The organism is Ochrobactrum sp. CGA5 (assembly GCF_006345815.1).
Taxonomy (GTDB): Bacteria; Pseudomonadota; Alphaproteobacteria; order Rhizobiales; family Rhizobiaceae; genus Brucella.
Genome location: NZ_VCIG01000038.1, coordinates 521,888 through 544,529, shown reverse-complemented (window position 1 = coordinate 544,529; position 22,642 = coordinate 521,888). Strand labels below are relative to the sequence as shown.

The following is a 22,642-nucleotide window of genomic DNA, read 5'->3' as shown; positions in this document are numbered from 1 at the left end:
AATCATAGGGGGACTATATCGCCTTTCGCCCACCCTTCCGAGGTTTCGGCGGAAAATTCGCGAAAGCGTCCGTCGGCAATCGATGCACGGATGCCCTTCATCAGATACTGATAATAAGCCAGGTTGTTCCAGGTCAGGAGCATGGCGCCGAGCGCTTCACCGGATTTCACCAGATGGTGCAGATAGGCGCGACTATAATCGCGCGATGCTGGGCAATCCGATTCCGGGTCGAGTGGACGATGATCGTCTGCATGTCGCGCATTGCGCAGGTTCACCTTGCCGAAGCGCGTGAACGCGAGGCCGTGGCGGCCTGCGCGCGTTGGCATCACGCAATCGAACATGTCGATCCCGCGCGCTACCGACTTCAGAATATCGTCCGGCGTACCGACACCCATCAGATAGCGCGGTTTTTCGGGCGGCAGGATCGGGCAGACAACTTCCAGCATGTCGAGCATAACGTGCTGTGGTTCGCCGACCGCAAGCCCGCCGACCGAATAGCCCTTGAGATCCATGGCCTTCAGCGCTTCAGCTGATTTCTCGCGCAACCGTGGGGCGTCGCCGCCTTGCACGATACCGAACATCGCCTTGCCCGGTTGTTTGCCGAACGCGACCTTGCAGCGCTCGGCCCAGCGCAGCGACAATTCCATCGCGCGTTCGGTGTTCTTTTCCGGTGACGGTAGCGCCACACATTCATCGAGCTGCATTTGGATATCGGAATCCAGCAGCCCCTGAATCTCAATAGACCGCTCCGGCGTCATTTCATAAGGCTTGCCATCGATATGCGAGCGGAATGTCACGCCGTTCTCGTCGAGTTTGCGCAGTTGCGCGAGCGACATGACCTGAAAACCACCAGAATCTGTCAGGATCGGGCCTTTCCAGCCTCCGAACTCATGCAAGCCGCCCAGTCGCGCCACACGCTCGGCACCCGGCCTCAGCATGAGGTGATAGGTATTGCCAAGGATGATATCGGCGCCAAGTTCTTTCACCTGCTCCATATACATGGCCTTGACCGTACCAGCCGTACCGACCGGCATAAAGGCAGGCGTACGCACCATGCCGCGTGGCATGGAAATTTCGCCCCGACGAGCAGAGCCGTCCGTTGCCAGTACTTTGAATTCGAAATTTTCGGTTGTCTTCAGGTTTTCCGGGTTCATGCGGTGTCTTTAGCTCTGTCGGCTCGCTCAAGCAAGCTGCCGTCACCATAGGAATAAAAGCGATAGCCATTGCTGATGGCATGGTCATAGGCGGCGCGCATCGTCTCAAGACCGCTGAAGGCTGATACCAGCATGAACAGCGTCGAGCGCGGCAAATGAAAATTAGTCATCAGCAAATCGACGGTACGGAACTTGTAACCCGGCGTGATGAAGATATCGGTCGCACCGGACCACGGACGAATGACGCCATCATCTCCCGCGGCGCTTTCGATCAGACGCAGCGAAGTCGTGCCAACACAGACGATTCTTCCGCCCCGCTCATGCACGGCATTGAGCGCATCGGCAGTCTTCTGCGACACATGACCGATTTCCGAATGCATCTTATGGTCGGTAGTATCGTCGGCCTTGACCGGTAAAAACGTTCCCGCCCCCACGTGCAGCGTTACGAAATGTTCTTCGACGCCCTTGGCCTTGATCTTTTCAAGGAGGTCCGGCGTGAAATGCAATCCGGCAGTGGGAGCCGCGACGGCCCCCTCCTCACGTGCGTAAACCGTCTGATAGTCCTTGCGGTCGCGCTCGTCTTCGGTGCGCTTCGATGCGATATAGGGCGGCAGCGGAATATGTCCTACCACCGCGATAGCCTCGTCAAGAACGGCGCCTGAAAGGTCGAACACAAGAAGCGCTTCGCCTGCATCGCCCTTTTCCGCCACGGTAGCGTCAAGTGTGCCAACGAAGCAGCTTGAACCGGAATGGCCGAAACGAATGCGGTCGCCTTGCTTCACACGCTTGCCCGGACGCAGAAAAGCCTTCCAGCGATCAGGCCCAGTGCGCATATGCAGTGTGGCGCTGACCTGTGAAATATTGCCGTCGCGCTCGCGCATGCCTTCAAGCTGCGCGGGAATGACTTTTGTGTCGTTGAACACTAGCGCATCGCCCGGCTGCAACAGATCGGGCAGTTCGAATACCTGTCGATCCTCGAATGGCAGGCCGGGACGAACACGCAACAGTCTGGCGTGGTCGCGTGGCTCGACCGGGCGCAAAGCAATGCTCTCTTCCGGCAAATCGAAATCGAAAAGATCAACACGCATGGAGAACCTCTAGAGCATTTCCAGCAAAAGTGTGAAACGGTTTTGCGTTCGGAAATGCGGTAAACGAATCACGGCCCCGGTATAGACCGGAGCCGTAATTTCTCAATGAATCGTCAGGATCAGATGTCGGCAGCGATGCGTGCTGTCACGATCATGTCTGGATCGGCAACAGGCTCTCCGCGCTTGATCTTGTCTACATTGTCCATGCCTTCGATGACCTGGCCCCAAACGCTATACTGGCGGTCGAGCCACGGAGCGTCGGCAAAGCAAATGAAGAACTGTGAATTGGCTGAATTCGGGTTGGCCGAACGGGCCATCGAAGCAGTACCGCGCTTGTGCGGCGTGTTGGAGAACTCAGCCTTCAGGTCTGGCTTATCAGAACCGCCCATGCCTGCACGCGAACCGTTGAAATTTGCGCCGCCAGTCTTGCCGAACTTCACGTCGCCAGTCTGGGCCATGAAGCCGTCGATCACGCGGTGGAACACGACGCCGTCATAAGCGCCTTCGCGGGCCAATTCCTTGACGCGCGCAACATGATCCGGCGCGAGGTCCGGGTAGAGTTCTAGAACGACATTGCCCTTGGTGGTTTCAAGAACGAGCGTGTTTTCTGGGTCTTTGTAAGCCATTGAGCCTCTCCTTGTATTCTACTTCTTATCGGCCTGAAGCGTTGCCTTGATGATCTTGTCGGGGCTTTCCACGGCGCCATTATCGGCTTCGCTCCCCTTCTTTATCTTGTCGACGACATCCATGCCGCTGACAACCTTGCCGACTACGGTGTATTGGCCGTTAAGGAACGCGCCGTCCGCAAACATGATGAAGAATTGCGAATTGGCCGAGTTCGGGTTCTGGCTGCGAGCCATGCCGACCGTGCCGCGCACGAAGGGTTCCTTCGAGAATTCTGCCGGAATATCCGGGTAGTCGGAACCGCCGGTGCCGACGCGCGAAGCGTCGAAGCCCTTGTCCATGTTGCCAAATTTCACATCGCCGGTCTGGGCCATAAAACCTGGAATCACGCGGTGGAAAGCAACGCCGTTGTAAGCGCCTTCGCTGACCAGTTTTTCAATCTGGGCGACGTGCTTTGGCGCGAGATCAGGGCGAAGCTGGATGGCAACATCGCCATTCTTTAGCTTGAGAACCATGGTGTTTTCGGCATTGGCGGCGAAAGCCGTCTGGACCGCGCCTTGCGACAGCGCGATAAAAGCAACAGCGGCAAGCGCCGAACGAATGAAAGACATAATCGAAAAACTCCCTGTGGTCAGGATTTGAATTTGGCGTTCAGGGCGGCCGCAACAGCCGCCGGAACGAAGGGCTTTATATCGCCGCCCATGGAGGCAATCTGGCGAACCAATGTGGCGGTAATCGTGCGCACTGCCGGATCTGCCGGAAGGAACACTGTCTGCAATTCCGGCGCCATGGTACCGTTCATGCCTGCCATCTGCATTTCATAGTCTAGATCGGTGCCGTCGCGCAAACCACGCACCATCAATTGAGCGGCATTTTCGCGTGCCGCATCAATGACCAGGCCGTCGAATGAAATGACCGAAACCCGACCTGAATCATCGCCCAATATGGCCTTGGAGCTTTCACCGATGAGCGTCACGCGCTCCTCGAAGGTGAAGAGCGGCTTTTTGCCGGGATGAACCCCAATCGCGACGATAACCTTGTCGGCAAGGCGCAGTGCACCTTTGAGGACATCCATATGGCCGTTTGTCACCGGGTCGAAGGAGCCCGCATAAATCGCGATTGTCATTTCTTCCAGCTATCCTTTTCTGACAGGATTTTCAACAAGAACCACTGCGATAAGAAAACAGAAACCAAGAAACCAGATGAACGCGTTATGACCAGCGATTTCACGACAAGTTCACAACCGATTTACCAAGATAGGTGCAAGGTTGGTGCAACCTTTTCGCTGTTGAAGCGTATATATGTCGAAAGGATAACACGATGATGATCTTTCTTCTGGCATTATCCATGATGGTCGCGATGGCCGCATCGGCAATCATACTGCTTCTCGAAGAAAATGAAGCCAAGCGTCAGCGCGTGCGTCAGGTAGCATTCGACATCAATACTTTGCGCAACATGCGTTCGCGCTGAGATGCAGGCAGTCGAGTTCACGCTCGAAGCGTTGGAGCTCGCTGTGAGATAGTTTCTGTGATCGCCAATTCCTCCAGTCTTGGCATCTGAAAAAGGCCGATGGTTCCCACCATCGGCCTTTTTCATTGTTGATAACAAAGAGCCCAGACTCTTTGGTTATTCCTAGGCTTCGGTCGACGGCGCTTCGCCTTCGGAAGCCGCATCGCCGCCATTGCCGTTTTCTTCGTCGCTATCCGCTTCGGATATGCGTTCGACCGAGACTACCTTTTCGCCGTCTGCGGTATTGAAGATTGTGACACCCTTCGTGGAACGTCCAGCAATACGAATACCGTCAACTGGAACACGAATGAGCTGTCCACCATCCGAAACAAGCAGAATCTGATCTCTTGCCTCGACCGGGAACAGAGCGACCAGCTTGCCGATCTCGTCGGTTTTCGACGTATCGGTTGCGCGGATACCCTTGCCACCACGGCCAGAAACGCGGAACTCATAGGATGAAGAACGCTTGCCGTAACCGTATTCGCTGACGGTTAGAACGGTTTCTTCACGGGCTTTAAGTTCCTGATAGCGTTCGTCGTTGAGTTCTGTTTCGGTTCCGACTTCTTCACCCACGACCACAATATCATCCGCGTCATCCGCGCCTTGCGCCCGTCGCTCGGCAATCGAACGCTTGAGATAGGCGGAGCGCTCGGAAGCGTCGGCATCGACATGATGCAGGATCGCCATGGAGATGACCTTGTCGCCATCGGCCAGATTGATACCGCGCACGCCGATCGAATTGCGGCCTGCGAAGACGCGCACATCGGTCACGGGGAAACGGATGCACTGGCCACCGGCGCAGGTCAGAAGCACGTCGTCGAATTCCGTACAGGTGTCGACCGAGAGGATTTCATCGCCCTCATCTTCGAGCTTCATCGCGATTTTGCCATTGCGGTTGACCTGAACGAAGTCCGACAGCTTGTTGCGACGAACCGTACCGCGCGTCGTAGAGAACATGACGTCGAGGTTTGCCCAGGATTCTTCATCCTCCGGCAGTGGCATGATGGTGGTAATGCGCTCCCCCTGCTGCAATGGCAGCATATTAATGAGCGCTTTGCCACGAGACTGCGGTGTGCCAACAGGCAGGCGCCAGACCTTCTCCTTGTAGACAATGCCACGTGAGGAGAAGAACAGAACCGGCGTATGCGTATTGGCGACGAACAGGCGAGTGACAAAATCCTCGTCCTTCGTTGCCATGCCGGAACGGCCTTTTCCGCCACGGCGCTGCGCGCGATAGGTCGTCAGCGGCACGCGCTTGATATAGCCTGCATGGCTGACGGTAACGACCATATCCTCACGAGCGATCAGGTCTTCGTCGTCCATTTCTGCACCACCGAAACCGATTTCGGTGCGGCGTGGCGTTGCAAACTCGTCGCGAACCGCAATCATCTCTTCCTTGACGATAGTCATCACGCGCAGGCGCGAACCGAGAATGTCGAGATAGTCGCGTATTTCCTCACCGATCTTGTTCAGCTCATCCGCCACTTCATCGCGGCCCAGCGCTGTCAGGCGCTGCAGACGCAGATCAAGAATGGCGCGCGCTTGTTCTTCGGAGAGATTGTAGGTGTTATCGTCGTTCAGCGTATGGCGCGGATCGTCGATAAGACGGATCAATGGGGCCACATCGACCGCTGGCCAGCGACGTTCCATCAACTGCTCGCGGGCTGTCGACGGATCAGGCGCGCGACGAATGAGTGCGATCACCTCATCGATATTGGCGACCGCAATCGCAAGACCAACCAAAACATGCGCGCGGTCGCGCGCCTTGTTGAGCAGGAACTTGGTACGGCGTGTCACCACCTCCTCGCGGAAGGCGACGAATGCGCGCAGCATATCAAGCAGATTGAGCTGTTCCGGCTTGCCCCCGTTCAGCGCCACCATGTTGCAGCCAAACGAGGTCTGCAGCGGCGTATAGCGGTAAAGCTGGTTCAGCACGACATCGGCAACGGCGTCACGCTTGAGTTCCACCACGACGCGATAGCCTTCGCGGTCGGATTCGTCACGCAGATCGGAAATGCCTTCGATGCGCTTGTCGCGCACCAGCTCGGCCATCTTTTCGATCATCGAAGCCTTATTCACCTGATACGGAATCTCGGTGATGATGATGGCTTCACGGTCACCGCGCATCGGCTCAATGGTGGCGCGTCCGCGCATAACCACCGAACCGCGTCCGGTCGTGTAGGCGGAGTTGATACCGGCACGTCCAAGGATAATGCCACCGGTTGGGAAATCCGGCCCCGGAATGATATCCATCAGTTCTGGAAGCTCGATGGCCGGGTTATCGATTAGCGCAATGCAACCGTCGATGATTTCACCAAGATTGTGCGGCGGAATATTGGTCGCCATGCCGACTGCAATACCGCCCGAACCGTTGACGAGCAGGTTCGGAAAGCGCGCAGGCATAACCACAGGTTCCTGCTCGCGGCCGTCATAGTTATCCTGAAAGTCGACCGTATCCTTGTCAATATCCGACAGGATAGACTCGGTAAGCTTTTCCAAACGGCATTCAGTATAACGCATCGCCGCTGGCGGATCACCGTCGATGGAGCCGAAATTGCCCTGCCCGTCGACAAGCGGATCGCGCATGGAAAAATCCTGCGCCATACGTACGAGGGCGTCATAAATGGAAGCGTCGCCATGCGGGTGATATTTACCCATGACCTCACCCACCACACCCGCCGACTTACGATAGGGGCGGTTATAGGCGAGGTTCATCTCGTTCATGGCGTGGAGAATGCGGCGATGCACGGGCTTTAGGCCGTCGCGCACATCGGGCAGCGCACGACTCACGATAACGCTCATCGCGTAATCGAGATAGGAACGCTGCATCTCCTCGATAATGGAAATCGGTTCGATACCGCTAGGGCCGCCGTTTGGGCCACCATTCATATCGTCGGAACCGGGTGGAGGCGTTTGATCTGACACTATTCAGATTTCTTTCTCAACAGAATCGATAAAGTCACTTTATAACGGAAACCAGCAGAAAACGCCAATTTCACGACCGTTTCGACGACCTATTTCCGTATTGTGATTCAATGACTTAAAAGATATTCACATAAAGATTGAGCCATGATGTTGCTCATACTGGCGCTTTGCGTCGACCATGGGCCGCCGATCGTCTACAATTCATGTATCCGATTGAGCATAACATGCCAACTAGAAGGGCGCGTGCAGCATGGGGTTCTACGATACGGTTTTCAGCGCGTTCGTCACCCTGCTTGTAACAATCGATCCGCCTGGACTGGCGCCGTTGTTTCTGGCGCTGACGCCGGGCATGGAGCGGCATCACCGCGGACAGGTGGCGCTGCGTGCCTCTATCATCGGCTTTATCGTGATGGCGCTGTTTGCCATTGCGGGCTTACAGATACTTGGCATGTTCGGCATTACCATAGGCGCGTTTCGCGTAGCAGGTGGCCTGTTGCTGTTCTGGATCGCTTTTGAAATGATTTTTGAGAAACGCACGGAGCGCAAGGAAAAGAGCGCCGAGGTTGCGATAACCAAGGACCATATCCGAAATATTGCGGCGTTCCCCCTCGCCATCCCGTTGATCGCCGGTCCGGGAGCGATTTCGGCTATCGTACTGACGTCGAATTCCTTTGAAGGCGTCGGGCCGAAAGCAGCCCTTCTCGGAGTTATCTTCGTCTGCCTGCTGATCACCTATCTCGTTCTGTTACTGGCGGAGCGCGTCGACCGGTTTCTCGGTGAAACCGGCCGTTCCATCCTGACTCGCCTTTTGGGCGTCATTCTGGCTGCGCTTGCCGTTCAGTTCGTTGCAGACGGCGTGAGATCGCTGATTACTGGTTAAGCCGATTTGTGCGCTTTCTTGCCGATCATGGCGTGACGAAGCTTGGACGAGAACCAGTCGATTACGGCGACGGCGATCAGGATCATGATGATCAGGAAGGAAACGTCCTGGAGGTTCAAAACCTTGATCTGTTCCGCCAGATGCGCACCAATGCCGCCTGCCCCGACGATGCCTATAATCGTCGCCGAACGGGTATTCGACTCGAAGAAATAAAGTACCTGACTGCCGATCAGCGGCAGTACCTGCGGCAAAACACCGAAGCGATAGCCGTGCAGCCTGCCGCCACCCGATGAGACCACGCCTTCGACAGGCTTCTTGTCGGCGCCTTCAATAGCTTCCGAAAACAACTTGCCGAACGCGCCGAAATCCGAACAGGCAATGGCGAGAATACCGGCAAACGGTCCAAGCCCCACAACCGAAACCCAGATCAGCGCCCAGATCAGTGTATCGACGCCGCGAATGGTGTCGAGGAAGCGGCGAATGCCGAAATGCAGGAACACATTCGGGATGATGTTCTTGGCGGCCAGAAAACCGAAGGGAAAAGCCAGGATCGCCGCGAGCAATGTGCCGAGATAAGCAATCGCCAGCGTTTCCATCATCGACCACAGATAGAGACTGAAACGTCCCCCGGACGATGGCGGCATCATCATCAACGCGAAATCACCGAGGCGACCGAGCCCGTTCAGAATGCGCAACAACGAAAAATCAAGCCAGTAGAAGGCGAACCAGACCGAAGCGATAATAGCGACGGTTAAAATAGCGACATTGCGCCATGTGCGCCCATTGCCGAACAGATTGGCATATTCGGCCCTCAATTCCTTTTCGTTGGCGTGCGCTTCTCGGGAGAGAGTTTGTGCAATATCGGTCATAGTTCTCTCCTCAACCAATACGGCCAAGCAGTGCGTGACGCACGCGCTGGGTGACAAGATCGATCACGAAGATCGTCACGATAATCAGAAGCAGGATCGCACTGACATCGCTGTAATAGAACTGACGTATGGATGTGAGCAATTCCTGCCCGATGCCGCCTGCCCCGACAAAACCCATGACTGAGGCACCACGCACGTTGACCTCAAAGCGCAGCAGGCCATAGGACGCAAAATTCGCCGCAACTTGCGGCAGCACCGCAAAGCGTATGACTTGCAGGCCGGAACCGCCCGACGCGCGGATAGCTTCCACAGGGCGCATGTCGATATTCTCGACAACTTCCGAGAACAGTTTGCCCAGCGCCCCTGCCGTGTGAAGCATGAGAGCCAGTACGCCGGCCATTGGCCCAAGCCCGAAGGCGATAACGAAAAGCAGCGCGAAGACAATTTCAGGCACCGTGCGTAGCAGTTCCAGCACGCGACGGACGATGAAGCGAACGGTCGAATTGGGAGCCATGTTGGATGAGGCTGCGAAAGAAGCAGCAAAAGCGACCCCAGCACCGATCAATGTCGCCAGATAGGCGATCAGCAGAGTCTCAAACAACATTTTGAGCCAGCCACCGAGATTCCAGTACCAGGCAGCGAGGTCACCCCAGAAATTGGCAATCGTCAAATCCGGCAAGATGCGACCAAGATAGCTTGTAAAGCGAAAGAGATTTTCGACCAGTGTGCCCGGCCGAACGTCGGCAACGACGGAGGCAGCAATGGCGACAACGACAAGCGCGAGGAGTAGCGCAATACCGTAGAGACGCCGTTTACCAACTTCTCTTCGATAATCGGCAAGCAGGCTTTTTGCTCCGTTGCCGTCGAGTAAGGATACCGTCATGCGAGATTCCCTAACAAAAATGCCCGAAGCTGGTTGGGCTTCGGGCATCTCGATTACTTTGCGGATTAGGACTTGCGAGCCTTGTCGTTGAACTTGAGCATCTCGATAATCGGCTCATATTCCTTGGCTTCGGTCGCTACGAATTCCTGATCCTTGCCATCGGAAAGGGCGTCAAAACCAGCCTTGTCCTTCTTAGGCATATCGAGGAAAGCCTGCTTGATATCGGCCTTGAGCTGGTCTGGCAGGGTGCTGAGAACAGCGAACGGGCCTTCTGGGAGGAAGTCCGACTTGAAGATGATACGGAAATCATCCTTTGTCATCGGCTTACCATTGGCATCTTTCAGAACGCCGCGGCTGACCATGCGGGTCAGGTTCGAATCGTCTTCCGAATTCCAGGAATTTGCAGCAGCGTCTGCGGTGCCCTGTGCGAGAGCGAGAACAGCGTTTTCATGGCTGCCAGCAAAGAAGTTCTTACCGAAGAATGTATCGACGCTATAGCCTTCGCGGTTGAGGAAGAAGCGCGGCGCATTGTTGCCGGAAGTGGAGTTCGGATCGACAAGAGCAATGGTCTTGCCTTTCAGGTCTTCCATGGTCTTGTACGGGCTGTCAGCGCGAACATAAACGACCGAGTAATAGCCGTTGACGCCGGTGTCGTGGCGCTGATTGACAAGTGGGGTGGTCTCAACACCGGTCATAACGGCGCGGGAATAAGATGCCGGGCCATAGAATGCGATCTGGATGTTACCGGCGCGCTGGCCTTCGATGACAGCAGCATAGTCGTTGGCGACGCGCAGCGTTACTTTGGTGCCGAGTTCCTTGCCGAGATAGGCAGCCAAAGGCGCATAACGGTCGGAAGTGGTCGAGGCGTTTTCAGCCGGAATAACACCCAGAACGATTTCAGGGTAGTCCTTGCTCCAGTCAGCAGCCTGAGCAGTGGAGGCCAGCATTGGCATGGTCAGCGTTGCGGTAAGCGCAGCAGCCGCCAGAAAGTTTCTACGGTTAAGCATAGGTATCTCCTGTTAATCCCCGATTTTGGAGCGTAATTTTCCGCTCAGGCGGAAAGCTGGCGCAGAACGGCTTCAGCCGACCGCGGAACTGGCATTGGCATTGGTTCTGCCTGCTGCTCATTGGTATTGATGACGTCAGCGGCTTCCATGCCGTAAAGGTCGCGCGCTGCCATTTCGGTCAGCATTGATGGCGTGCCACGGAAGACGATCTTGCCGGCAGACATGCCGACAAGGCGGTCGCAATAGCTGCGCGCAATATCAAGCGAGTGCAGATTGCAGAGAACCGTTATGCCGTAATCCCGATTGATGCGGCGCAGCGCGTCCATAACGCTGCGGGTGTTGCGCGGATCAAGCGACGCAATCGGCTCGTCGGCGAGAATGATACGTGGCTGCTGAACGAGCGCGCGGGCAATTGCCACGCGCTGCTGCTGCCCCCCCGAAAGCTCATCGGCACGATGTGCTGCAAGATGCGCAATGTCGAACTGTTGCAATGCGGAGAGAGCGATCAGACGCTCTTCATCACTCCAGATACGCAGAAGGGACTTTGGCGTCGATACATAGTTCAGACGTCCCATCAGAACATTGGTGAGAACATCAAGACGATCGACCAGATTGAAGTGCTGGAAAATCATCGCGCATTGCGCGCGCCAGTCGCGCAGTGCTGCTCCCTTGAGTCCGCTAACGTCGCGGCCATCCCAGTGAATTTTTCCCTCGGACGGCTCGACGAGCCGATTGATCATACGCAGAAGCGTTGACTTGCCAGCACCTGAGCGACCGATAATTCCTACAAACGTGCCCGGCTCGATTTCAAGGTCAACGCCCGAAACCGCGACCTTGTCATTATAGCGGCGCGTTATGTTTTTCAGTTGAAGCATGAATTCGTCTCCATTCATGCCCACTCTGAATTGCTTCCATGACACTGCAATGAAAGCATAATGACGTTTGTGTAAATTTACACATCGCTGGAGAAAATTCGACTAAACCGCTGATTTAACAGCTATTCCTTCCAGGTGGTAAAGGAAAGCCTCTGTGGAGGCACGGACGTCACCGGAATTGTCAATTGTGACAACGTCCCCGGCACTGTTATCGAAGTTCACTTCACGTGCCAGCCGCAAGGCAATTTCTTCCCGGCTTTCACGACCACGCAATGCAAGCCGTTCAGCGAGAACGTCTGGTCGGGCCGTTATGACGACCACAGAACGCGACGTATAGAGCCTGCGGATATCGCCCAGAACCCGGCGTGAAACGTTGGCGATCACCACCGTACCGTTGGCGATTTCATCTTCAACCGATTTCGGCAGCCCGTAGTTCAAGCCATGCGCCTGCCAGTGCAGGGCGAAAGCTCCCTCACTTGCCGCTTTTGCAAATGTCGCTTCATCCAGACTGTCATGATCTTCCGTTCCTGACATTTGCGGGCGGGTGATGATCCGACGTACAAAATGAAAGCGCGTGTCGCCTGAAAGAGCGGCACGCGCTGCATCCATGATCGTATCCTTGCCGGCCCCACTGGGGCCAACGACAGCGACGAAACAGCCTTTCGGCGACATGTATTGCATCTGCATCACAGCACCCGCTCGCCTTCACGCCAGACGGTGCGGACAACCGGTATGGCACCTTTTGGACGTACGCGAACCAGATCGGCGCGCTTGCCGATAGCGATTTCTCCGCGATCATCCATGGCCATTGCGTCAGCAGGATTCTTGGTCACAAGGCGGATCGCATCCGGCAACGCAATCGGGCGTTCGCCGGAAGCCAGGCCAAATGCCGACTGAATGAGACTGAAAGGGATATAATCCGACGAGAGTATATCGAGACTTCCATTGTCCACCAGATCACGCGCCGCGATATTGCCGGAATGCGAACCGCCGCGAACGATATTCGGCGCGCCCATCAGGATCGAGAGACCTGCGCCTTTCGAGGCATTGGCGGCTTCCATCGTGGTTGGGAATTCGGCGATCCGCACGCCATGGTCGAGCGATTCATCAACATGCGCACTGGTCGCATCGTCATGGCTCGCAAGGACAATGCCGCGCTTCGCAGCCAGTTCGGCAATAGCACGGCGATGTTTGGCCGAGTAGACATCCGAATCCGCCATACGCTTTTCACAATGCACCCGGAACTCCTCATCCGTGAGCTTCATCTTACGCATGTAATAGCTGCGATAGGTCTCGAGATCAACGAATTGACGCTGTCCCGGCGCATGATCCATCAGCGAAGCGAGTTTGACGCGGTCATCGCCTGCGAAAAGCTCAAATGTTTCAAGGCAATCCACCGAGGAAACTTCGCAGCGCAGATGCAGGAAGTGGTCTGCACGCAAGCGATTTTCGCGAACGCCACTTTCGATGGCATCCGCAAGCATCCGCATATCCTTGCCGACAAAATCGCGGTCATAGTCGGAACCGACGCGCATGGCATCGAAGACCGTCGTGATGCCGGATGCTGCGACCTGTGCATCATGGGCCTGAACCGCTGCGTCGACATTCCAGCGCACTTTCGGACGCGGTGCATAATGGCTTTCGAGCTGGTCAGTGTGCAACTCGATCAAACCCGGAATGACATAATCGCCTTCCATGTCATCGCCACCATTGCTGTTGCCCTGGTCAATTGCCGCAATTGTACCGTCGCGGACGAGGATGGAACCGGAAACAATCTCGTCAGCGAGCACGATGTGCGCATTTTTCAGAACGATTTCATTAGCCATTTGATAGCTCTTTCATGACCGCATTCGTATTGGCGGCCGTTTCATATTTCGAGAGGAAGGCTTCGATGTCGAGCGCGCGGAAATCATCAAGCGCTGCCCGCAGGCGATCATGGCTCCAGTCCCACCAGGTCAGCCGGTCGAGACGATTACCGGTCGCAGCGTCGAAGCGTTCGCGAATGAGACGCGCAGGCACGCCGCCCACGATCGTATAGGGCGCTACGTCCCGGCTCACTACGGCTCCGGCGCCGACAACCGCACCATTGCCGACCGTCACGCCCGGCAGGATTGTCGAGCCATGGCCAAGCCAGGTGTCGTGACCGATTTTCACGGCATTGCCACGACGCCAATCGAAAAACTCCGTCTCATCCTTCTCTTCGGGCCAATAATCACCGGCGCGGTAGGTGAAATGATGCAGGGTCGGACGCCATGTCGGGTGGTTTGTGGCGTTGATGCGCACGTGGCTCGCGATATTGGAAAATTTGCCGATCTCCGCACACCAGATCTCGCAATCGATGCCGAGATAGGAATAATCTTCCAGCACGGTTTCTGAAACGCGGCTGCGCTCACCAATCTCCGTATAGCGGCCGAGTGTGCATCCGCTGACAATAGCAGTATCGTGGATAAGCGGTTCCACCGAGAGTTTGGTCATACCAGCCCCCTTGGAGAGAAAGCCGTTACGTCAATAATCCGGTCGGCGACTTCCGTTCGCACGTCTTCATCGTGGAAAATGCCGAGCATGGCGACGCCTTGCTCTTTCTTGGTTTTGATGAGATCGACCACGACCGCGCGGTTCTTCGCATCGAGCGAGGCCGTCGGTTCGTCAAGCAGCAATACCGGGTGATCCGTGATAAAACCGCGTGCGATGTTAACGCGCTGCTGCTCACCACCGGAGAACGTAGCAGGTGGCAGGGTCCACAGTCTCTCCGGCAGATTGAGCTGCGCCAGAAGTTCGCGAGCACGGTTCAGTGCCACGTCGTGATCGACGCCGCGTGCGACCAATGGTTCCGCAACCACGTCGATTGCTGCGACGCGCGGCAGCGTCCGCAGGAACTGGCTGACATAGCCAATCGTGTCGCGACGCACCGCCAGCACTTCCCGCGGGTGGGCGGTGGCAAGATCGACAACCGTGTCGGCGTGGCGGATCAGGATCGAGCCACCATTGACCGCATAATTTCCGTAGACCATTTTCAGGATCGAGCTTTTGCCCGCGCCTGATGGGCCACCGAGCACTGCGCACTCACCGGAATGCAATTCAAAATTTACGCCGCGAACGACTGGAAGTTCGATGCCGCCTTGCAGATGCATGACAAAGGTTTTTATGACATCTGTGACGGCAAGCGGGGCTGATGTTTGCAACATAGATAATTCCACCTCGCGCATGAAGTTCAGTTGATTTACAAACAACATGCAATAACTAGCTGTTTTAACTCGTCTAAACCTGCAGAATTGATGAGACGAGCAGTTGCGTATATGGCGCTTGTGGGTCGTCCAGCACGCGGTCGGTCAGGCCCTGCTCGACAATATGGCCGTCTTTCATGACCATGATACGATGAGACAGAAGCCGGGCTACGGCGAGATCGTGGGTAACAATAATCACCGACAGGCCGAGATCGCTGACGAGACTGCGCAGAAGATCGAGAAGACGCGCCTGAACGGACACATCGAGCCCACCGGTCGGCTCATCCATGAAGACGAGACGCGGAGCGGTCACTAGGTTGCGGGCAATCTGCAAGCGTTGGCGCATGCCGCCAGAAAAAGCGCGAGGCTGATCGTCGATACGATCGGATGCAATTTCGACACGTCCCAGCCAATCGGTGGCCGTCGAACGGATATTGCCGTAATGGCGTTCACCAACTGCCATCAGGCGTTCGCCGACATTGGCACCGGCCGAAACCGTCATGCGCAAGCCATCCGCCGGGTTCTGATGAACAAAACCCCAGTCGGTCCTCATAAGGAATCGGCGCTCCGCCTCCCCGATCTTGTACAGATCGCGGAATTCACCGTCACGCATGCGGTATTCGACCGTGCCTGAGGTCGGTTGCAGACGGGTTGCCAGACTGTTCAGGAGCGTCGTCTTGCCGGAACCGGATTCTCCAACAATAGCCAGCACTTCGCCCGGCCACAGATTGAAGGAAATATCTGCGCAGCCACGGCGATTTCCGTAGAATTTCGACAGGCTGTTCACTCTCAGCAGAGGTTGCTCGTTGATTTCAATGCTCATTTCTGGGCTCCCTTGGCTGCGGCCCCATTGTTCGCTGCCAGATGGCCGAAATGGCCTTTGGCCTGCCGGTCTTCGCAAAAATCTGTGTCGGAGCAGACGAACATTGAGCCGCCGCGGTCATCCAGCACGACTTCGTCGAGATAGACGCCTTGCGCACCGCAGAGCGCACAGGGTTCCTTGAACTTCTGCACTTCAAATGGATGATCCTGGAAGTCGAGGCTCACCACCTGCGTGTAAGGCGGGACGGCATAGATGCGCTTTTCGCGACCGGCGCCGAACAGTTGCAATGCCGGAGACATGTGCATTTTCGGATTGTCGAATTTCGGCGTCGGCGACGGTGCCATGACATAGCGACCTTCGATCATCACCGGATAATCATAGGTCTTGGCGATATGGCCGTGACGCGCGATGTCTTCGTAAAGCTTCACGTGCATGAGGCCATATTCGGCCAGCGCGTGCATCTTGCGGGTCTCGGTCTCGCGCGGTTCCAGAAAACGCAGGGGTTCCGGGATCGGCACCTGGTAGACGATCACCTGCCCTTCGGTCAGAGGATATTCCGGGATGCGATGGCGGGTCTGGATGATGGTCGCCTCGCCCGTATGGGTGGTCACGGCAACATTGGCTGTCTTCTGGAAGAAAGCGCGAATAGAGACGGCATTGGTTGTGTCGTCGGCACCCTGATCGATGACCTTCAGCACATCATCCGGCCCGATGATCGAGGCTGTTACCTGCACGCCGCCTGTACCCCAGCCATAAGGCATCGGCATTTCACGGCTGGCAAAAGGCACCTGATAGCCGGGAACGGCAATGGCTTTCAGGATGGCGCGGCGGATCATCCGCTTGGTCTGCTCATCCAGATAGGCGAAGTTGTAATTGGCCAGATCGCTCATTCTGCGGCCTCCTTTGCCAAACGTTCAGTCTGGATGTGGGCTTGGTCATATTCGGCGCGCATGCGACGAATGAAATCGAGTTCAGCCTGGAAATCCACATAGTGCGGGAGTTTCAGATGTTCGACGAAACCGGTGGACTGCACGTTGTCTGAATGGGAGATCACGAACTCCTCATCCTGTGCAGGTGCGGTCACATCCGTCTCGAACTCACGAACACGCAGTGCGCGGTCGCAGAGCGACATCGACATGGCCTTGCGCTCGCTCTGGCCGAAGACCAGCCCATAACCGCGTGTGAATTGCGGCGGCTGCTTGGCCGACCCCTTGAACTGGTTGACCATCTGGCATTCGGTCAGTTGCACGCGACCAAGTGAAACGGCAAAGCCGAGTTCCGGCACGTCGAACTCGACATCCACTTCGCCAATGCGGATTTCACCGACGAACGGATGCGTATTGCCATAGCCGCGCTGAGTGGAATAACCGAGTGCCAGCAGAAAGCCTTCGTCACCGCGCGCCAGCGCCTGAAGACGCAGGTCGCGCTCCATCGGAAATGTCCAAGGTTCACGGGTGAGGTCGCCCGGTTCGTGACCTTCCGGCAGCGAACCATCATCCTCAATCATTCCGTTGGCACCGAGAATATCGGTTACACGCGGGGTTTCCTGGATTTCAGCTTCACGCAATTCCGGCTCTGGCACCGTCACATCACCAGCCAACTCAGGATCAAGAAGACGATGGGTGTAATCGAAGGTCGGACCAAGTAGCTGGCCACCGGGCAGATCCTTATAGGTCGCCGAAATGCGACGCTCGATCAACATTTTCGCCGTTTCCATCGGCCGGGAATAACCAAAGCGCGGCAAGGTGGTACGATAGGCGCGCACCAGAAAGATTGCTTCGATCAGATCTCCACGCGACTGACGAACGGCAAGTGCAGCCAACTCGCGATCATAGAGCGAACCTTCTGCCATCACGCGATCAACCGCCAGCGCGAGCTGCTCGACAATCTGATCGAGACGAAGCGCCGGAACCGAACGATCACCGCGACGGCGATCATCGAGAAGACGGTGGGCATTGCGGATGGCCGTTTCGCCACCCTTCACTGCAACATACATGATCAGCCCTCCAGAGCAGAAATTCTGGTTGTACGGGGAAGTGCTGCGATAGCGCCGTCGCTAACCAGAACAAAGTCAACGCCAAGCGGATACTGCGCACCATTCTTGCGCCATTGTTCAATGAAGTCCTGTGGGAGGCCTTCGACGTGAAGAACACGTTCACCGTCAATGCCGGGGCCCTTCAGTACGAGACCCTGCCCTTTCTTCATTGACGCAACAGCCAGCACAATGGTGGTGGAACGATCAGGAAACTCGGCATTACCTTGTGAAAACTCCGCCAGAGACGGGAGCAGCGACACATCGCTTACCAGAGCGAATTGTGCGGAATCGGCATTTTCGACAAGCGGCGCGCCGGTATGGAACGTAAGCCAGGCGGTGGCGATTTCGTTGGCCGTTATGGCCGCATCGCACCAGAGCGTCGTATCGTGATCGAGCAGGGTTGCCGCGATGCCCCCCAGTTCTGGCGTCAGCGGTTGAGGCGGCGTCGCTGCATGGGCCAGCGGATAGATGCGTCCAGGATTGGCCATGGCGTGCATGACGGCATGAAAAACCGAATGCGCATCCGTCACCGGATTAGCCAGACCGCCTTCAAATGCTGGAGAAGAAGGAAGCATCAATTGTCTCCCCGAACCATTGTAAAGAAATCAACCTTGGTAGCAGCGGCTTCGCCGCGCAGCGTGGCGTCGGCATCGTCGTGCCGTTTGCGCAGGACACTCAGCACCTGCGTTTCCACCGCGTCACGGCGGCGATCATCCAGCCAAAGCGCATCGAAGAGAGCGGCAAGGCGCGCCTTTTCCTGATCGCGGCCAAGCGCATAAGAGTGACCGACCGAACCGTCGGAAAGTCGCACAGTAGCGCGAGTCACTGTCGCCTCGCCGACATTGAAGGCTGAGCCGCCGCCGCCGATGCGGCCTCGCAGCATCACAAGGCCGGTTTCCGGCCCGCGCAAAACCTCAAACTCCGGCTTGTCGGGCCATGCCTGCCAGAAGGCCTGCAATTCTTCGCTGCTTGCGCGCGCAAGAACCGCCATGCTTGCTTGCCGTGCGGTCTGTATTGCATCCGGCGCCTTTCCGCTTTCAGTGGCAGAACCCGCTCCGCCTCTCTTCGTACTTTGCTCCGTACCGTACATTAGCTTCCCTGCTCTCAGATTCTGTTGACTCTGATTTTCAAGTTGTCTAGTTATATAGACATTTATACAATATCAGAATGAGTACACCCTGCCAATGACAGGACTATGACAGTTGATGACAAAGACCAGGCGAATTGAGAGAAACAGCGGCGTGGCAATCTGGCGGCAGATTGCGGACGAGATACGCGGCGACATTATGGTAGGGAAACTTCAGTCCGGGGCGCGCATGCCTGCTGAGATGGAACTTGCTGACAGGTTTGGGGTTAATCGCCATACCGTGCGCAGCGCCATTGCCGCCTTAACACAGGAAGGCGTGTTGCGTGCCGAGCAAGGTCGCGGCACCTTTGTCGCCAATGCGAAGCGTCTCACCTACCAGATCGGACGTCGCACCCGTATTTCTCAGTCGCTGGCAACGCAGGTGCGCGAAATGCATGGGATTTTGTTGGCATCAAGCACCGAAGCCGCGACCCGGGAGATCGCAGCCGCGCTTGAATTGCATGCTGGCAACGAAGTGATCCGGCTCGAAACGATGCACAACGCCGATGGCTACCCAATATCGATAGCGACTCATTGGATTGATGCCATGCGCTTTCCTTCCTTTGTGCAGGATTATGCGGAAAGCGGGTCAATTACAGCTGCTTTCAAAGCTGTCGGCATCGCCGACTATCTGCGAAAGTCCACAGTCATATCGGCCCGTCATGCCGACCCTGAAGACCTGAGAAATCTGAAATTGTCTCCCGGTGCCATCGTGCTTACGGCCCGAGCGGTGAATATTGATACGGAAGGAAGGCCGATCCAGTACTCGTTGACCCGCTTCTCGGCGGATCGCATGGAGTTCTCCATAGAGAACGACGAGAGCAATTAAGCGAGTTATATCATCCCATCATTAAGGTGCGGGATCAAATCAGATCGTGGCTTGACTTGATTGATATATCCGTTATTCTGGATATATGGAAAACGAAACAGCAATCACAGCCTTGGCTGCTCTCGCCCAACCGACGAGGCTCGATACTTTTCGGTTGCTTGTCAAAGAAGAACCGGCTGGCATACCTGCTGGCGAATTGGCGCGTATGTTGGACATACCGCAAAATACAATGTCTGCACATCTGGCTACGCTCTCGCGGGCTGGCCTGGTGAAAGGCGAGCGGCAAAGCCGCTCGATCATTTACCGCGCTGATCTGGATCGGTTTCGCGAACTGACACTTTTCTTGATCAAGGATTGTTGCGGTGGCAGCGCCGAACTGTGCGCGCCTCTCATTCAAAGCCTTACACCTTGCTGTCAGCCCAAGGCGACTACAGCAAACTGATAACCGCTGGCTGGTGATGCCAGCCCATTTCAACGGATGGAAAAATGATGGATCGGTTTTACCAGACGCTCCGGCGGCTGCGCGGACAGTTACGCTCACATGAGATCAAAGCCTTGACACGCAACATGCGAAGAGCCGCGGAGAAACTCTGATGTCTGTTTTTGAAAGGTATCTGACCGTCTGGGTCGCCCTCTGCATTGTTGCGGGCGTCGCGCTTGGGCATTTTTTTCCGACGATATTTCACGCTATCGGCTCTGCCGAGGTTGCCAGGGTAAATATTCCTGTCGCGCTTCTCATCTGGCTGATGATTATTCCCATGCTTTTGAAAATCGACTTTGCGGCATTACGGCAAGTCGGGCAGCACTGGCGGGGAATTGGGGTTACACTGTTTATCAACTGGGCTGTTAAGCCGTTCTCAATGGCGCTTCTTGCGTGGCTGTTTATAGGCTGGCTTTTCCGCCCCAACTTGCCCGCAGAGCAAATCGATTCTTACATTGCAGGTCTCATTATCCTTGCTGCAGCGCCATGCACTGCTATGGTTTTCGTATGGTCCAGCCTGACAAAAGGAGAACCGCACTTCACGTTGTCCCAGGTCGCATTGAATGACGCCATCATGGTGGTGGCCTTTGCGCCGATTGTCGGCCTTTTACTCGGGCTTTCGGCAATCACCGTTCCCTGGGATACGCTTGTCCTGTCCGTTGTCCTCTATATCGTCATTCCGGTCATCCTCGCGCAGCTCATTCGGCGCAGCCTTCTGGCAACGGGGGGACAAAGTGCGCTTAATAAGCTATTGAAAACGCTGCAACCAATTTCTCTGGTCGCGCTTCTTGCTACCCTCGTCCTGCTTTTCGGTTTCCAGGGTGAGCAGATCATCGCCCAGCCGCTCATTATTGCAATGCTTGCGGTGCCGATCCTCATTCAGGTCTATTTCAATTCTGGACTGGCCTATCTTCTCAACCGCTGGTCGGGTGAAACACACAGTGTTGCCGGACCATCGGCCTTGATAGGCGCGTCGAATTTCTTTGAACTAGCCGTCGCCGCTGCGATCAGCCTTTTCGGATTTTCATCCGGCGCGGCCCTCGCCACCGTGGTCGGCGTTCTGGTGGAAGTGCCAGTTATGCTTTCTGTTGTCTGGATCGTGAACCGCTCCAGAGACTGGTATGAACGCGGCACAGATCAAAAGCCCGCAACACAGACAGGAAACTCCCAATGAGCGTCACCATTTTTCACAACCCGAAATGCGGCACTTCACGCAATACGCTGGCGATGATCCGAGCCAGCGGCGAAGAACCCGTCATTGTCGAGTATGTGCAAAATCCACCCACGCGGGAGCGTCTGGTCGGCCTCCTTGCAGCAATGAACCTGACTCCGCGTGAACTGCTGCGCGAGAAGGGCACGCCCTATGGCGAACTCGGCCTGTCCGATCCGAAATGGACCGACGACCAGCTGATCGATTTCATGATGGCTCATCCAATTCTCATCAACCGGCCGATCGTCGAAACGCCTCGCGGCACAAGGCTGTGCCGTCCATCCGAACTGGTTCTGCCGCTTCTGGATAACCCTGTTGCTTCGTTCACCAAAGAAGACGGCGAACAGGTCACATCTGGAGAGAGGACATGATTGACGCAGACTTGCCGAATCTGGACCAGGAATCCTTTCTTCTCCCGGATTATGATGCTCTTCGCGCACCTTTCCCTGAACATAAGCCTCGTATTTTGCTGCTCTACGGATCGTTGCGCGACCGTTCCTATAGTCGTTTCCTGACGCTGGAGGCTCAAAGATTACTCGATGAGATGGGAGCGGAAACGCGCATTTTTCATGCCAATGGACTGCCCTTGCCGGATGATGGTACGCCGGACCACCCCAAGGTTCAGGAACTGCGCGAGGCAATGCTTTGGTCGGAAGGCCAGGTCTGGACAAGCCCTGAACGCCATGGCGCGATGAGTGCCGTCATGAAGTCGCAGATTGACTGGATTCCGTTACCCGGCGGCGCTGTCCGTCCAACGCAAGGGCGTACGCTGGCCCTGATGCAAGTTTCCGGCGGTTCGCAAAGCTTCAATGCTGTCAATCAGATGCGCATTCTGGGCCGGTGGATGCGGATGATTACCATTCCCAATCAGTCATCGGTTGCAAAGGCTTGGCAGGAATTCGATGATGCAGGCCGTATGAAGCCCTCATCTTTCTACGATCGCGTGGTCGATGTCATGGAAGAACTGATGAAATTTACCCTGCTGACACGGGGGATTTCAGAGCATCTGACAAATCGCTACAGCGAACGGAAAGAAGCCGCTGCCCAGCTCGAAAAGCGTGTTTCTCTAAAATCTATCTGACATTCAAGCTGGCTTTTCG

Annotated in this window: 26 protein-coding genes; 7 read left to right on the top strand and 19 right to left on the bottom strand. The window is 56.0% G+C overall.

All coding sequences use genetic code 11. The features are described 5' to 3' along the window. Positions 1-2 precede the first annotated feature (2 nt). The 5 genes from tgt to coaD form a co-directional block, all read right to left on the bottom strand. Entirely contained in the window at positions 3-1,154 is a 1,152-nt protein-coding gene (tgt, locus tag FJQ48_RS15740; RefSeq protein ID WP_139975906.1) for a tRNA guanosine(34) transglycosylase Tgt, read from the bottom strand. After that, entirely contained in the window at positions 1,151-2,242 is a 1,092-nt protein-coding gene (queA, locus tag FJQ48_RS15735; RefSeq protein ID WP_139975905.1) for a tRNA preQ1(34) S-adenosylmethionine ribosyltransferase-isomerase QueA, read from the bottom strand. Before queA ends, tgt begins: the two co-directional genes overlap by 4 nt. Before the next feature lie 119 nt (positions 2,243-2,361). Next, on the bottom strand, positions 2,362-2,868 hold the full coding sequence (locus FJQ48_RS15730; protein WP_139975904.1) for a peptidylprolyl isomerase: 507 nt from the start codon (positions 2,866-2,868) through the stop codon (positions 2,362-2,364). A gap of 18 nt (positions 2,869-2,886) precedes the next feature. Then, on the bottom strand, positions 2,887-3,477 hold the full coding sequence (locus FJQ48_RS15725; protein ID WP_139975903.1) for a peptidylprolyl isomerase: 591 nt from the start codon (positions 3,475-3,477) through the stop codon (positions 2,887-2,889). 20 nt (positions 3,478-3,497) lie between these two features. Beyond that, entirely contained in the window at positions 3,498-3,992 is a 495-nt protein-coding gene (coaD, locus tag FJQ48_RS15720) for a pantetheine-phosphate adenylyltransferase (protein WP_139975902.1), read from the bottom strand. Positions 3,993-4,186: 194 nt separating this feature from the next. Here coaD and FJQ48_RS22465 point away from each other — a divergent pair, with 194 nt between their 5' ends. Next, entirely contained in the window at positions 4,187-4,336 is a 150-nt protein-coding gene (locus tag FJQ48_RS22465) for a hypothetical protein (RefSeq protein ID WP_176073998.1), read from the top strand. Between the two features lie 162 nt (positions 4,337-4,498). On the opposite strand, the gene gyrA is transcribed toward FJQ48_RS22465, so the two are convergent. Beyond that, entirely contained in the window at positions 4,499-7,264 is a 2,766-nt protein-coding gene (gene gyrA / locus FJQ48_RS15710) for a DNA gyrase subunit A (RefSeq protein WP_139976315.1), read from the bottom strand. A gap of 286 nt (positions 7,265-7,550) precedes the next feature. Here gyrA and FJQ48_RS15705 point away from each other — a divergent pair, with 286 nt between their 5' ends. After that, entirely contained in the window at positions 7,551-8,180 is a 630-nt protein-coding gene (locus FJQ48_RS15705) for a MarC family protein (protein ID WP_139975900.1), read from the top strand. Here FJQ48_RS15705 and phnE (FJQ48_RS15700) read toward each other — a convergent pair. The 13 genes from phnE (FJQ48_RS15700) to phnG form a co-directional block, all read right to left on the bottom strand. Beyond that, a complete protein-coding gene (phnE, locus tag FJQ48_RS15700) occupies positions 8,177-9,049 on the bottom strand; it encodes a phosphonate ABC transporter, permease protein PhnE (protein ID WP_139975899.1) in 873 nt (290 codons plus the stop codon). The genes FJQ48_RS15705 and phnE (FJQ48_RS15700) overlap by 4 nt on opposite strands. A gap of 10 nt (positions 9,050-9,059) precedes the next feature. Further along, positions 9,060-9,932: a phosphonate ABC transporter, permease protein PhnE gene (phnE, locus tag FJQ48_RS15695; RefSeq protein WP_139975898.1), complete on the bottom strand. Its 873-nt coding sequence runs from the start codon at positions 9,930-9,932 to the stop codon at positions 9,060-9,062. A 65-nt stretch (positions 9,933-9,997) separates the two neighbouring features. Next, positions 9,998-10,939 (bottom strand): phosphonate ABC transporter substrate-binding protein, encoded by a 942-nt coding sequence (phnD, locus tag FJQ48_RS15690; protein WP_139975897.1) that lies wholly within the window; start codon positions 10,937-10,939, stop codon positions 9,998-10,000. A gap of 44 nt (positions 10,940-10,983) precedes the next feature. Beyond that, entirely contained in the window at positions 10,984-11,814 is an 831-nt protein-coding gene (phnC, locus tag FJQ48_RS15685) for a phosphonate ABC transporter ATP-binding protein (protein WP_139975896.1), read from the bottom strand. A gap of 102 nt (positions 11,815-11,916) precedes the next feature. Then, on the bottom strand, positions 11,917-12,495 hold the full coding sequence (gene phnN, locus FJQ48_RS15680; RefSeq protein ID WP_139976314.1) for a phosphonate metabolism protein/1,5-bisphosphokinase (PRPP-forming) PhnN: 579 nt from the start codon (positions 12,493-12,495) through the stop codon (positions 11,917-11,919). A 5-nt stretch (positions 12,496-12,500) separates the two neighbouring features. After that, positions 12,501-13,640 carry an alpha-D-ribose 1-methylphosphonate 5-triphosphate diphosphatase gene (locus FJQ48_RS15675; RefSeq protein ID WP_139975895.1) on the bottom strand — a complete coding sequence of 380 codons (1,140 nt, stop codon included), beginning with the start codon at positions 13,638-13,640 and terminating at the stop codon, positions 12,501-12,503. Continuing rightward, a complete protein-coding gene (locus FJQ48_RS15670; protein WP_139975894.1) occupies positions 13,633-14,289 on the bottom strand; it encodes a DapH/DapD/GlmU-related protein in 657 nt (218 codons plus the stop codon). The genes FJQ48_RS15675 and FJQ48_RS15670 overlap by 8 nt, the downstream gene beginning before the upstream one ends. Beyond that, the gene (gene phnL, locus FJQ48_RS15665; RefSeq protein WP_139975893.1) at positions 14,286-14,999 is read right to left on the bottom strand and encodes a phosphonate C-P lyase system protein PhnL; all 714 of its coding nucleotides are present in this window, start codon (positions 14,997-14,999) and stop codon (positions 14,286-14,288) included. The genes FJQ48_RS15670 and phnL overlap by 4 nt, the downstream gene beginning before the upstream one ends. Before the next feature lie 73 nt (positions 15,000-15,072). Then, positions 15,073-15,849, bottom strand: a complete 777-nt coding sequence (gene phnK / locus FJQ48_RS15660; protein WP_139976313.1) for a phosphonate C-P lyase system protein PhnK — start codon at positions 15,847-15,849, stop codon at positions 15,073-15,075. A gap of 8 nt (positions 15,850-15,857) precedes the next feature. Next, positions 15,858-16,751: an alpha-D-ribose 1-methylphosphonate 5-phosphate C-P-lyase PhnJ gene (locus tag FJQ48_RS15655; protein WP_139975892.1), complete on the bottom strand. Its 894-nt coding sequence runs from the start codon at positions 16,749-16,751 to the stop codon at positions 15,858-15,860. Further along, the gene (locus tag FJQ48_RS15650; RefSeq protein ID WP_139975891.1) at positions 16,748-17,857 is read right to left on the bottom strand and encodes a carbon-phosphorus lyase complex subunit PhnI; all 1,110 of its coding nucleotides are present in this window, start codon (positions 17,855-17,857) and stop codon (positions 16,748-16,750) included. Before FJQ48_RS15650 ends, FJQ48_RS15655 begins: the two co-directional genes overlap by 4 nt. Before the next feature lie 2 nt (positions 17,858-17,859). Beyond that, entirely contained in the window at positions 17,860-18,471 is a 612-nt protein-coding gene (phnH, locus tag FJQ48_RS15645; RefSeq protein WP_139975890.1) for a phosphonate C-P lyase system protein PhnH, read from the bottom strand. Beyond that, the gene (phnG, locus tag FJQ48_RS15640; protein WP_247870399.1) at positions 18,471-18,887 is read right to left on the bottom strand and encodes a phosphonate C-P lyase system protein PhnG; all 417 of its coding nucleotides are present in this window, start codon (positions 18,885-18,887) and stop codon (positions 18,471-18,473) included. The genes phnH and phnG overlap by 1 nt, the downstream gene beginning before the upstream one ends. Positions 18,888-19,098: 211 nt before the next feature. Here phnG and phnF point away from each other — a divergent pair, with 211 nt between their 5' ends. From phnF to arsH, 5 genes are all read left to right on the top strand, one after another. After that, positions 19,099-19,851 carry a phosphonate metabolism transcriptional regulator PhnF gene (gene phnF, locus FJQ48_RS15635; protein WP_180350221.1) on the top strand — a complete coding sequence of 251 codons (753 nt, stop codon included), beginning with the start codon at positions 19,099-19,101 and terminating at the stop codon, positions 19,849-19,851. Positions 19,852-19,936: 85 nt separating this feature from the next. Then, entirely contained in the window at positions 19,937-20,293 is a 357-nt protein-coding gene (locus FJQ48_RS15630; protein ID WP_139975887.1) for a metalloregulator ArsR/SmtB family transcription factor, read from the top strand. 151 nt (positions 20,294-20,444) lie between these two features. Next, complete coding sequence (gene arsB / locus FJQ48_RS15625) at positions 20,445-21,506, top strand: ACR3 family arsenite efflux transporter (RefSeq protein ID WP_139975886.1); 1,062 nt, start codon at positions 20,445-20,447, stop codon at positions 21,504-21,506. Beyond that, positions 21,503-21,913 carry an arsenate reductase (glutaredoxin) gene (gene arsC, locus FJQ48_RS15620; RefSeq protein WP_139975885.1) on the top strand — a complete coding sequence of 137 codons (411 nt, stop codon included), beginning with the start codon at positions 21,503-21,505 and terminating at the stop codon, positions 21,911-21,913. The genes arsB and arsC overlap by 4 nt, the downstream gene beginning before the upstream one ends. Further along, positions 21,910-22,623: an arsenical resistance protein ArsH gene (gene arsH / locus FJQ48_RS15615; RefSeq protein ID WP_139975884.1), complete on the top strand. Its 714-nt coding sequence runs from the start codon at positions 21,910-21,912 to the stop codon at positions 22,621-22,623. The genes arsC and arsH overlap by 4 nt, the downstream gene beginning before the upstream one ends. The last annotated feature ends 19 nt before the right edge of the window (positions 22,624-22,642 follow it).